The organism is Chitinispirillales bacterium ANBcel5, assembly GCA_029688955.1.
Classification (GTDB): domain Bacteria; phylum Fibrobacterota; class Chitinivibrionia; order Chitinivibrionales; family Chitinispirillaceae; genus Cellulosispirillum; species Cellulosispirillum alkaliphilum.
Genome location: JARUKZ010000017.1, coordinates 86,527 through 98,405 on the forward strand (window position 1 = coordinate 86,527; position 11,879 = coordinate 98,405).

The following is an 11,879-nucleotide window of genomic DNA, read 5'->3' on the forward strand; positions in this document are numbered from 1 at the left end:
ATGGTCGCTGGTTGTAAAACTGATTTAACCTCCAGAACCCCACCTTGTATAATTGTAAGTCCCATCATTTTGTTACAGAAACTGATACAGGAATAGTAATTTTACTATAAATTATAAGATTCCTTCAACAATAAAAATGTATCATGGACGCTACGCTCCCAAATTCAGGCTGCATTTCTCCAAAAATGAGCTGTTAGTTACATTAAATGAATAAGGAAAATGTGGGAGAGGATAGAGTGATTTCGGGTAGAAATATTTGTCGCGCAGTGAATTTTCAGGGGGGTATCTGACATAAAGTGAGATATCGAACGGAAAAAAGATATAAGCTGTCCAGTCCCGCTGCCCGGCCTGGCATCAAAAAAACGGTAGTTTTATTTAAGATGCATTTAAGTCTGTATGATTCTTTATACTACATGACCTGCAGAGCAGTTCTGAAGGGGTTAAAAGAAACTATTGAAAAAAATGATAAAATATTGAAAGTAATCGTGCCATAATTTTATATATTATAGGAAACAGGGTACTGTATCCACCAGAAACTTGGAAGCTGCATATGAATTGGGTTCGCCGCAGCCTGTCTACAAAAAAAACTTCAGGGTTTACTCTCATTGAAGTCCTCATTGCAATAGTTGTGGTCGGTATTATTGCAGCGATTGTAACCGTTAACTGGGCATCATTTTTACGATATCAAAACCTCAGAAGAGAGTCGGTGAGTGTGTGGAGAGAGCTCTCTTCACTCAAGGCACGGGCTTTAAATGAAGACGTGGAGTTTGTGGTTTCATTTCCCGCTCACAATCACTATGATATTGATACCTCTGGAGTTACTATCTCCCAACGTAGTCTCACTGATGGAATACACTTCTCCCAAAATCCTACCGTAGGCGGAGTTGCTGCAATAGATCCTCCACAGGATTCCTGGACAGATGATGATTTAACAGTCAGACCGGACAATATCGAAGCGTTCACTACCGGTAAAATATATCTGCATGATAATAACCGAGTTTTCTGCATTGTTAAAAGAGAGGACAGAACTACTTTGCAACTTTTTTACTGGGATGGTGATGAATGGGAAGAGATGTAACCAGGGGCGGTTTTTCCATCGTTGAGATTATGGTTAGCCTTTTGCTTGTGGCCGTGGCACTTATGGCCATTGCTTCGGTGTTTCCCCGCATAACCGCTCATCAGAAAGTGATACGGGAGGTGGAGGATGGGTATATGATAGCAGCACATGTGCTCGACAGCCTCTATCAGGAATCGTTAGCTGATCCATCTCCGTTTAGTATAGAAGCTGGAGACCCTCCTATAGTTATAAGTGGTTTAGATCCTATTTCAAGAAACAACACCAGCTTTTTGCCTGAAGGAGAAATTGTATTTGATGGGGCCAATAATTTAAAAGTTGCTACCGTGACTGTAGTGTGGCAAAAGCTTGGAAACTCCCAGCAAGTCAGCGTGTCAGGAGTTGTACGATGAACAAAAAAGGTCTGACTCTTGTTGAACTGCTTGTTTATATAGTTATTGCAGGGTTTCTTTTGGCTCCCGTGATTATGATGGTGCAGCGATCCTCGCTTTTTATGGCAAAGGATTCTGAGTCTGCAGCACTTCGCACTAAGGGTGAAGATGTAATGCAGATCTTTTATGATGACATTAAAAACACTGGGTTTAAAACTGAATTACAAATGATTCATAATGCACCGAATTTTACAATAAACAATGATGTAGTAATAGACCCCGTTAATGATCAATCTTCATTCAGTTATAGCAGTGGTCTTGATCATGCATCAAATTTTGATGAGCTCACAATTAGAAGTGGAATCATTGATGATCAAAATGACTGGGTAGGGGTAAGGCAGATAACGTATTCTGTGAATAACCAAAATGAGATACAGAGGTCTATAAGTGTTGATGGTGCAAACCAGGGAACACACACAATTGCAACTGGTATCGAACGTCTTAGGTTCCATTTCTCACCTGATATGCAAGAGTGGTACCCGAACAGTACAGAACCTAATATCGATAAAGAAAATGTAAGGTATATAAAAGTTTCGCTTATCTTGGTTAGTGAAAGAGATGGTTTGGGATATTCTGGCCAACCATTTGAGATTGTTGATGAAAACTTTACCACTACTGATAACAGACAGCGGGAATTTTATCAAAAAACCATACCAGTTCCAAATAATGGCCCTTTTGCCGCTCCTTAAATGATCAGAGGTTGTGATGAGAGTTAAATACAAACCATTACGAAGTAAAAACGGCTCTACTATGGTAGGTGTGTTAGCTGCAATGGTGTTTATCGGTGTTGTTACCACTTTTATGGTAAGTATGACCAAAAGTGGGGGGGCATCAAGAGCCGCTTATTCTTCTTTAACACTCGCCAACATAACAAGTGAGAATGCATTGCGTGCTGCCGAGAGTTTCCTTGGGGGTAGTACTGCTCAGGAGGTTGCAAATTTGCTCACCGATGTAATAAATAATGGGCCACAACCAATCTTTGTTAACCAGGGATTAGGTACAGATCAACAGTTCACTACAACGATTGTAGATTTTAATTTCTATGAAAACATTGTGGTTGTAGCAGGAAATGGGAGTGGTAGAACCGGTGCCCAAAGACAGACGTTAGCTTTTTACCAATTAGACAATTTACAACCCCAGTCACCTTCGGAAATAGGCACAACGCTTCTTTTAAATGCTCCGGGTACTAATTTTAATGCACCTTTTGACATCACAGGGGATGTTTTTTTTGGAAATGTTGCCAATTTCAACCAACCAGGGAGTCGTATCAATGGAACTTTTAAATGGATCACAGATCAGGAAGATAATGCTACAGGAACCATAGATGGAATGACCTTTACCCAAAATGTCTATATAGATGCTCCCGGTGTCAGATTTCAAAATAATTCTTCAGAGTTTATTTCTTCAGTAGCTTTTGTGCAGGAAATAAGTAGTGTTTTGCAACCTATCACTATAGGAGATAATTTCTTTCTAAACGAAGGAGTTCAACAGTACCAATTGAATAGTAGTATTACTTGCGATAATGATGTTTATTTGGGGCATAATTATAGCCATAGTAATATTAATGGCACTATCGTAGAAACCTATCCAGGGGATATACCTGATTTGGCTGACAGGGTTGGACTTGATGATAGCCCACCTGTGGAGCCTTTCATAGAACTTAATGAAACTTTTGAAGGTAGAATGATCGACATAAGAGACATTGATGAAATACCTAATGTTACAGGGATTACCGGTCCAAACCTTAACGAAGCCTTTGAAAGCAATATAAGCGATACATACCGTGGGTTCCTTTTAATACATATACCTTCAGGCGTTACAAGAAATTTTGCTTCTGCAATTGATAATATATTCACTGAAAGAGTTGTGTTCATTGTAGATGGTACACTCAATAATGCATTTAATTTATATGAGAGTGGGGAAGAGTCTAATACTTTGTTCTACGTTAGAGATGGTGGAACTATAAGTGACCTTGGGTCTAACACTGATTTCAGAGGAATGACTTACGTTGAAGCTGGTGGTGATATACAGTATAAATTTACTACAGGGTCCACCATATATGGAGCAGTTCATCATGTTGACGCAGATTCGGATTTTAATTTTAATAATGATGGTAATAACGGTAATCTTGCAATAGAACATAATGAAGACGTTTTAGCAGAACTTACATTTCTGGATATCTTTAGAATGCCAGGCGAAGACCCACCCGAAACAATAATCATTCCGGGAGATCCTAATCAACAGATTACTGTAACTAGGATAACCAGTTACCAGCATTAATGCATAAAAGTATAATTATTGGCTTGGGTATAATGTTTTTCCTACGATATTACAGCCCACTGTCATAAGTGGGCGGCAACACTTCTCCCTCTTCCCAGCCGCCTTCCCTGTCCAGCGGAACCACCGATTTGGTCTGATCAAAATGAATTACACTGTCAAACTGTTGGGGTAAAGATGCCAAAAAGTAGTGGCTCTGACGTTCCGACTGTGGCATATAGATCACTCCTATCGCCCGTTCAAGATGCTGGCGACCTAAAAAAGAAAGCTGCGGATCTCCCCGTAGCGGCAGATAAAACGAGGGGATCTGTGTCTGGTGAAAAAGGTCCCCGTAACTCTCGGGCAGCGATGGAAGCACAAGCTTACGCTCAACTTCACCGCCCCAGGATGAAGCCGCAGCAACAGTGCCGCTGTGAGTGGTAAAACCTACAGAAAATACTCCATCCCCGTGACGCTCCCGCAACAGCTGACCCACATTACACTCACCAAAACGTGCTACTTCTGTAGCTCTGGCGTCACCCAGATGAGAGTTATGAGCCCACACCACGATTCTGGCTTCTCCGAATCTTGTCATGTGAGCCATAAGAGCATCGATCGTATCGGCCATGTGCGTGTCCCGCAAATTCCAGCTCGAAACCCTTCCGGAAAACATAGTCCTGTAGTACTCCTCTGCATTCTGAGCAAGCCGTGCGTTTTGCTCGGCGTAAAACTGCTCCTCCTGAAACGCAAAACCGTTACGGCTGAGATACTCAGCTCCCTTTTTGCGAAGCTGCTCAAGCTGCTCCACTGCGGCTTTGCGACAATCCTCCCTTACATAGGTCATGGCAAACCCATAGGATTGGGCTTCCGGCGCATAAGCATCAAAACAACTGTAACGCCGGCGAGCCTCCTCTGCTGCTTTAGGGTCTACGCTTTGAAGATACTCGATAACCGCATCTATGGAAGCATAAAGGCTGTAAAGATCCATACCATAAAACCCAACACGACTGACAGGGGAGATCGAGTCGTTATAATCTCTAAGCGTATCCACAAATTCAAGCACCTCAGCATTGCGCCACATCCATCGGGGAAAGCGCCTGAAATCATTAAGCGCCTCAATGGGTTCGTTCATATCACCTAAAGCCCGAATGAAACGATTAATTCTGTAAGCATCCGGCCAGTCTGCCTCAACCACAATAGCACCAAAGCCCCTTTCCTGTATCAGTCTCGTGGTGATTTGCGCCCTGGCACTGTAAAACTCATGCGTTCCGTGGGTCGCTTCACCCAAAAGCACTATGGAGGCATCCCCAATGTCTTCAAGTAACCGATCATAATCTGAAGCACTGCCCGTTAGCTCTGTACACTGCTTCTGTACGGCGGAGAGGTGTTGGATTTGGTTCATACAGTAGGCCTCATCTGTAACTTAAAGGTTCTTTCTACTCTAATCCCATGGATTTAAACCACTCTTTTTCTCTTTGTTTGATCTCATCTTCAGACATCTTCCACTTATTGGTGGCAATGCTCCACATATAGCCAAAGGGATCCTTCACCATCCCCATCCTGTCCCCCCAAAACTGATCCTCCAGAGGCATAATGACTTCAAACCCCTCGGATACAGCTTTGTTAAAGACTGCATCACAATCAGATACATACATCCATACACTCGTCATATTTCCTACACTGTAGTTACTCTCATCAAAAAGATCTGACATCATAATATTGCTGTCTCCAATGCGTATCATTGAGTGTATAATCCTGCCATCACCGGTGGTCATTGGAGGCATAAGGGACCGGGCATCAAAAGCGTTTCTGTAGAGCTCTATTGCCTCACTACATTGGCGTTTAAAGCTTAAATAGAGTGTAAGGGTATTGGCTCCCTCTGGAACCGGAGTATCGGATTTTGTAGCCATGCATCGCTCCTTTAGAGTAAGGGATAAAGACACGGGGTACTGGAATCAAAAGAGGCGTGCAATAACTATTCCCGTATTTTGCCCGCAGAGCGTGTTGTGCAGGGAAATGAAAAATCCCCACGAAGTGACTGGTATATTGAAAAAGGAATGTGTTTTTATTCATAATAATTAAAGATACAGATAACGTTCGCATCTCCTCTTTTAGGGAGGGCAACGCTCAGCCCCCGGAAAAGATGTCGCTAAAGCAGATCATTTTATCGTTTTTGAGAGAATTGGTGGGGGATGAAAATCCTTATTTCAATTAAAGGGGAAAAATTATATATTGTAAGATTACATTTTGGGGGGTGATCCGCTCATGCTCCCAACTATACTGCATACCCCTCCTGCAGATAATTGATCGAAAAGAAGAAAAAAAGTAACTTATAAAATTTTCAGGGTAAGCTATGGAACGAGTATCGGATTCAACAACAAATGATCAGGATCAGCTGATCTCAAAGTGGAGTGAGTTGGTTAATGAAAGCAACGTTGTTGATACTGAGTTATATAAAAAGTATGAAGTTAAACGGGGACTCAGAGACATAAGTGGAAAGGGTGTTCTTGCCGGCCTTACAAGAATCGGAGAGGTGCACTCCTATGTTCTGGATGAAGGGGAGATGGTGCCTGTTCCCGGCCGTCTTATCTACCGGGGCTACGATATAGTAGATCTGGTGGATGGTTTCAGAAGTGAGGGGCGTTTTGGGTTTGAAGAGGCCACCTTTTTACTGCTGTTTGGTCGCCTGCCCAACTCTTCGGAGCTAAAGGACTTTGAAGGGGTGCTTGGTGAATACCGACGTCTGCCCCCCGGATTCGTACGGGATATGATTATGAAAGCGCCCAGCAGGGACATGATGAATGTGCTTGCCCGCACTGTACTTGCACTCTATAGCTATGACCCTGATCCCGATGACATCTCCATTGCCAATGTGGTACGACAAAGCATTCAGCTTATCGCCACCTTTCCTCTTCTGGCGGTGTATGGCTATCAGGCATACTCCCATTTTCACGGAAACAGCAGCCTTATCATCCACTCCCCGGACCCTGCTTTAGGCACCGCGGAGAACATTTTGCATATGCTTCGGCCTGACAACAACTACACACGCCTGGAAGCTGAGCTTCTGGATATGTCCCTTGTTCTTCACGCCGAACACGGCGGGGGTAACAACTCTACCTTCACCGCCCATGTAGTGACATCCTCCGGCTCCGATACCTATTCGGTTATAGCTGCTGCACTGGGCTCTCTGAAGGGACCACGGCATGGTGGAGCAAATAAAAAAGTGGTACAGATGTTTAACTGCATGAAAGAGGAGATCGCAGACTGGGAGGATGAAGATCTCGTATTTGATTACCTGGGGAAAATTCTCACCAAACAGGCCTTTGACCGAAGCGGCCTGATCTATGGCATCGGACACGCAGTGTATTCGGTAAGTGATCCACGAGCACTGGTGTTTAAAAAATATGTGGAAAAACTCGCAGAATCCAAGGGGCTGGAAAAAGAGTTTCAGCTTTATAACCTGGTTGAAAGACTGGCTCCCAAAGCTATAGGGAAGGTTAGGAAAATGTATAAGGGCGTTAGTGCCAATGTAGATTTTTATTCAGGCTTTGTGTATCAGATGCTTGGCATTCCCGAGGAACTCTACACTCCGCTTTTTGCAGTGGCACGAATAACCGGGTGGTGCTCTCATCGCATGGAGGAGATCGTCAACCAGGGAAAGATCATTCGCCCTGCCTACAAAAGCACCGAGCCAAGACGCAAATATCTGGGGCTTCAGTCACGGAGCTGACCTACTTTTTGACGCAAATCTCTCCTTAAAAGTGTCGTTAGATCCTCTTAAGGAGAGAAAATCCTAATCGCTAAGCTGGCTCAGAAGGTCCTCTGTATCGATAATCTCAAACTCCTCAGCCACACGCTTCTCTCTCATAGAACTCATAATAAGCGCCGGTATCTTAACTCTTTTACCCGTAGGTGCGATTCCCATAATTTTGCCCTTGTGGGTACCAAAAATAGTGCAGTGTGATGCCACCGCATGCTCATCAGACACCATCTGCTCCACTCTGATACGAAAATCGGGGAATGCGTCTCTGTAAGAGGCCACAAGGCTCCTCAGCCCATCTTTTCCATGGTATTCGCCACCACCGGTGGAGCGGTAGATATATTCACCGCCGATAAGCGCGTCTGCAAGATCGATATCACCACCATTTTTGATACGTTCTATCATGGTCATAATTATTTCTTTGTTCTTTTCACTGATCTCTCTGTCTGCCTGGTGAGCTTTTAGGGCTGCAGCAGTATCGAACCCCGCTTCAAAGTGGGTGATCTGTTGATCTTTAATGGTGATTGTATGGATAAACTTACTCTGCCACAACCTGCCGGCAGGCCTGGCAACCGAACGCAACTGTCCCAAAACAGCAAATCGTCCCTCATTACCGATAAACTCAAGAGGGGCGTATTCCATTATATCCTCAGATTCGGTGAAACGCTCAAGGAAGGCTTTTATTCGTATTTGTCCTTTCCAAACCCCTGAATAGGGGACATTGTCGACTGTAGGATAGATCCACACCGCATCGGGTGAGCACAGCTCTAAGACAGTGTTATAATTTTTGTTACTGATCAGGGGGTAAAGTCGTTTGATGAGTTCAATTTGTGTTGAATCGTTCATAGGTGCTCCATGGGGCAGAGGGTGATTAAAAACATTTCCATAGTGGAGCAAACGATAAGCCAGAGGGGTAGTTTGTGGGGGGACGAAATAGGATAGGAAAGAAGATAATTGATCACGAAAAAACACGGAAGGGGATGAGATAGGATAGGAAAGAGGAGATGATTGGTCACGAAAAAACACGGAAGGGTATGAAGATAGATAGGAAAGAGGAGATGATTGGTCACGAAAAAACACGGAAAGGGATGAAGATAGGATAGAAAAGAGCTGAAGAAGGTCAGGAAAAACAGGGAAGGGGGTATGAAAATAGGAGAGGAGAGATGGTCAGTAAAAGCAGGGAAGGATGCGAAATTGCAGAAAACTTTCAGCTAATGAGTACAGTTTGTTCGCTGTGCCCAAAAAAATATTTCACCTTTTTTGTGTCAAAATATATTATATAAAAAGAGAGGAGTAAATTAAGACCGGAGGATATTATGTGCAGAGCCAATCTGCTTTCTACAGCTTTAATCCTGATAGTATGTTCGTTTGCTACTGTTTTAGGGCAGCAAAACGGAGCAAATGCAGACTCACTCGCCATCCACAGGTCTGCGCTCAACAACTCTTTTGAAGAAAAACCCTACTCTCCATCCAGAGACATGGCCTTCGTTTCTGTTCGGGGCCAAACCCCCAATATCCCAATGAATGGGTTTCGCCGCGCAGTTCTCTACAACGCCAAAGGAGCAAAAATCAGTGAAATGGATATAAGCAGAAGCGATTCTGTTGTTTCACTGGATAAGATGATACGAGAGAACAGCAACCGCGGGCCGTTGATTATCCAAATGATACGGTGATAAAAGGTATCAATCATACTCTTACCCAACGAATGTGCGGTTATCTGTCTTTATTGTAATGTACAAAGTATATCAAAATGAATGATGCGTTGGTATGGGCAGGTATCCTAAAAACCTTTCTGCCTTAGAAGAATAACCCGGGAATGTCGATCGCCCCCAGATAGAGAAACCATGTGGCTCATATAGCCCCAGGTAGGAAACCATAGGGCTCATATAGAAAACCCTTGGTATAGGCAGGTATCCTGAGACGTTTCCTGCCTTAGAAGATTGATCGGCACTGGCATTATAATAACATGAAAGGTTCCGTTTTTCGCCTATCAGCGAAGGGTTTCCTACCCTGGCTGATAGGGCTCATATGGCTGATCATGAACCGATAAGATAACCTTCACAAACAAAAAACACCGCAACTCTTCAATCCCTCAAAACTCTCTGCCTTGCTGCCTTAACCAATTCATGTGATGTCGATACAGCCTGTATTATCACACCACCGCCACATTCACCTTTTTCCTCTTCACCGTCTCATTGGCCACGTGCTTTAGCATCGTGCGGATTTTGACTCGTTTCACCGCTGCAAACGAGTTTCGGTGGGTGACCTCGACAAGTCCCAGTTCATCTTTGGCCAGGCGCCCCTTTCGGAACAAAAACCCGACTATGTCAACTTTGTTTATCTTATCCCGTTTACCGACATCCAACTTAACAGTCACCCATTCGGTCTTGTCGGGCAGTGGAAGGTCCCTGGAGAAAACTTCCGTTTGCGGTCTTTTGGGCAGGTAAGACGGAAGCTTATCGGCCTCTGAGTGGATGATATAGGTTGTGCCGGTGGCGTTCATGCGGGCGGTTCTTCCGTTGCGGTGGATAAACGTTGTCTCGGTTGTTGGCAGGTGATAATGGATGATAAACTGAATTTCGGGGATATTGAGGCCCCGGGCGGCCAGGTCTGTTGTCACGAGCAGATGATAGCTCCCGTTGCGAAACTTGAGAAGCGACTCCTCGCGTTCCTCCTGCTCCATCCCGCCGTGGTAGTTCACCGTATCGATATCTTTGGACCGCAAAAACCGGGTGACCCGGTCGACCGCATCACGGTGATTACAGAACACCACAGTAGACTGGTTTCCTATATAATTAATAAGGTGTAAAAGGGTTTCGAGCTTGTCGACATCAGGAGACTCGACAGTTTTAAGGGTGATGCGTGGCTGGAGCTCCTCGTCAGAAAACTCGACCCGAAACGGCTCCGTCATTTCGACGAATTGGGGGATCTCGTTAAGTCTGGTCGCGGAGATGCAGATCCGTTTTTTGAGTTTCCTGAGATTCCCCACGATATATTCCATCTCCTCTAAAAAGCCAAACTCCAGAGACTTATCAAACTCATCGAGTACCAGGGTGGTGATTTTGGAATAATCGAACCGGTTAGCCTCCATGTGGGCAACGATTCGTCCCGGGGTTCCCACCAAAATAGCCGGGGAGTTGCGAAAGCTGTTCTTTTCGACTTCAAGGGAGTGTCCGCCGTAGCAGCACATAATTTTTACAGGTGAGCGGGTGGCCTTGTGGACATCCTGAATCTGGCAGGCCAGTTCGCGCGAGGGGACGATGATCAGGGCCTGCACTGCGCTTATGGTCTGGTTGACCATCTTTGCGGTCGGCAGCAGATAGGCAAGCGTCTTGCCCGATCCGGTGGGGGAATGGATCAGGGTGTTGCGGTTGGTGTAGATCGCATCGATTGCCTGGGTCTGCATCTCGTTGAGAGCGGCGATATTGAGATTTTTAAGAGATTGTTCAATCACGGGGAGTATCTTTCTATCATTAAAACTGACTTAAAAATGGACGTTGCCTGTTTTTGCGAATTATAAGTGGTCTGAATATACCTTATACTACGGGGTGGCGGTGAGGAAACAGAACTGTAAGGATCGAAAAAGTAGCGCTGTTGCTCTATTCCGCAGCCTGAAGAACCACCTCTCCGAGTTCGGGAAGAGGGAGAATGAAATTGTTATGTTGTATTTAGGATGAATGAAACCACAGGGCCCGCGATAACAGCCCTGAAGGCGCGTAACATGTATCCCAGTTGTATACAATCGTGAATTTCGGAACCTTCAGGAAATCCGCCAACATTTTATTAACCATTGGTTCCCATTTCCCTGACAGAGTCACGCCCCTTCAGGGCTGCTATACATCCACACCACCGCACCAGGGGCGCTGCTCCTGGCAATGGAATTTGTGCACCTTTGGTGCGACAGGATTTCAGATTTCCGCACTCCTAGCACACCGTGCAAGGTTTTTGATGGTGACCACGCGAGTTGGATGTTGGCTGGTTGCCGGGGAACAAATCCGGTATACCATAACCGATAGATTTAAATCGGTTTTTGACAGAAACCAGACCTATGAGCTGAGCGAACTGCACTGAAACTCGCCCTGGCATGACCAAAACCCATCTTTTGGGTTTGTATTTCGGCTTTATGCTTGTGATCTAACCCCATCATAATTGAGCGACAGACTGTTTTTCCTCATAACTACTCCCCCATCTCTTGCGAATTTTTGAACTATATAGTCGCGAAATGCCTCATTTAAACCAGATTAAAGCTACTCAGTAGGTGATTAGTCTCATTTCAATTTAAAATGAAGCTACTCCATAGGTGATTAGTCTCATTTCAATTTAAAATGGAGCTACTGCAGAGGTGATTAGTCTCATT

11 protein-coding genes are annotated in these 11,879 nt (G+C 44.5%); 7 read left to right on the plus strand and 4 right to left on the minus strand.

All coding sequences use genetic code 11. The features are described from left to right. Positions 1-550 precede the first annotated feature (550 nt). The 4 genes from QA601_10775 to QA601_10790 are packed head-to-tail and all read left to right on the plus strand — an operon-like array spanning position 551 to position 3,786. Positions 551-1,078 carry a type II secretion system protein gene (locus QA601_10775; protein ID MDG5815566.1) on the plus strand — a complete coding sequence of 176 codons (528 nt, stop codon included), beginning with the start codon at positions 551-553 and terminating at the stop codon, positions 1,076-1,078. Then, entirely contained in the window at positions 1,063-1,467 is a 405-nt protein-coding gene (locus QA601_10780; GenBank protein MDG5815567.1) for a hypothetical protein, read from the plus strand. The genes QA601_10775 and QA601_10780 overlap by 16 nt, the downstream gene beginning before the upstream one ends. Continuing rightward, complete coding sequence (locus QA601_10785; protein ID MDG5815568.1) at positions 1,464-2,195, plus strand: prepilin-type N-terminal cleavage/methylation domain-containing protein; 732 nt, start codon at positions 1,464-1,466, stop codon at positions 2,193-2,195. Before QA601_10780 ends, QA601_10785 begins: the two co-directional genes overlap by 4 nt. A 13-nt stretch (positions 2,196-2,208) precedes the next feature. Next, complete coding sequence (locus tag QA601_10790; protein ID MDG5815569.1) at positions 2,209-3,786, plus strand: hypothetical protein; 1,578 nt, start codon at positions 2,209-2,211, stop codon at positions 3,784-3,786. 49 nt (positions 3,787-3,835) lie between these two features. Here the strand turns inward: QA601_10790 and QA601_10795 are convergent, their stop codons facing one another. Both QA601_10795 and QA601_10800 read right to left on the minus strand, forming a co-directional pair. Then, positions 3,836-5,164, minus strand: coding sequence for an erythromycin esterase family protein (locus QA601_10795; GenBank protein MDG5815570.1), 1,329 nt, complete (start codon positions 5,162-5,164; stop codon positions 3,836-3,838). Positions 5,165-5,198: 34 nt separating this feature from the next. After that, the gene (locus tag QA601_10800) at positions 5,199-5,672 is read right to left on the minus strand and encodes a VOC family protein (protein MDG5815571.1); all 474 of its coding nucleotides are present in this window, start codon (positions 5,670-5,672) and stop codon (positions 5,199-5,201) included. A gap of 443 nt (positions 5,673-6,115) precedes the next feature. Here QA601_10800 and QA601_10805 point away from each other — a divergent pair, with 443 nt between their 5' ends. Beyond that, on the plus strand, positions 6,116-7,492 hold the full coding sequence (locus QA601_10805; protein MDG5815572.1) for a citrate/2-methylcitrate synthase: 1,377 nt from the start codon (positions 6,116-6,118) through the stop codon (positions 7,490-7,492). Between the two features lie 63 nt (positions 7,493-7,555). Here QA601_10805 and QA601_10810 read toward each other — a convergent pair whose 3' ends face one another. Beyond that, positions 7,556-8,368, minus strand: a complete 813-nt coding sequence (locus QA601_10810; protein MDG5815573.1) for an ester cyclase — start codon at positions 8,366-8,368, stop codon at positions 7,556-7,558. A 470-nt stretch (positions 8,369-8,838) separates the two neighbouring features. On the opposite strand from QA601_10810, the gene QA601_10815 reads away from it, so the two are divergent. Beyond that, positions 8,839-9,195 (plus strand): hypothetical protein, encoded by a 357-nt coding sequence (locus tag QA601_10815; GenBank protein MDG5815574.1) that lies wholly within the window; start codon positions 8,839-8,841, stop codon positions 9,193-9,195. Between the two features lie 479 nt (positions 9,196-9,674). Here QA601_10815 and QA601_10820 read toward each other — a convergent pair whose 3' ends face one another. Continuing rightward, a complete protein-coding gene (locus QA601_10820; protein MDG5815575.1) occupies positions 9,675-10,976 on the minus strand; it encodes a DEAD/DEAH box helicase in 1,302 nt (433 codons plus the stop codon). Positions 10,977-11,470: 494 nt separating this feature from the next. Between QA601_10820 and QA601_10825 the strand changes: the two genes are divergently transcribed. Next, entirely contained in the window at positions 11,471-11,593 is a 123-nt protein-coding gene (locus QA601_10825) for a hypothetical protein (protein ID MDG5815576.1), read from the plus strand. The last annotated feature ends 286 nt before the right edge of the window (positions 11,594-11,879 follow it).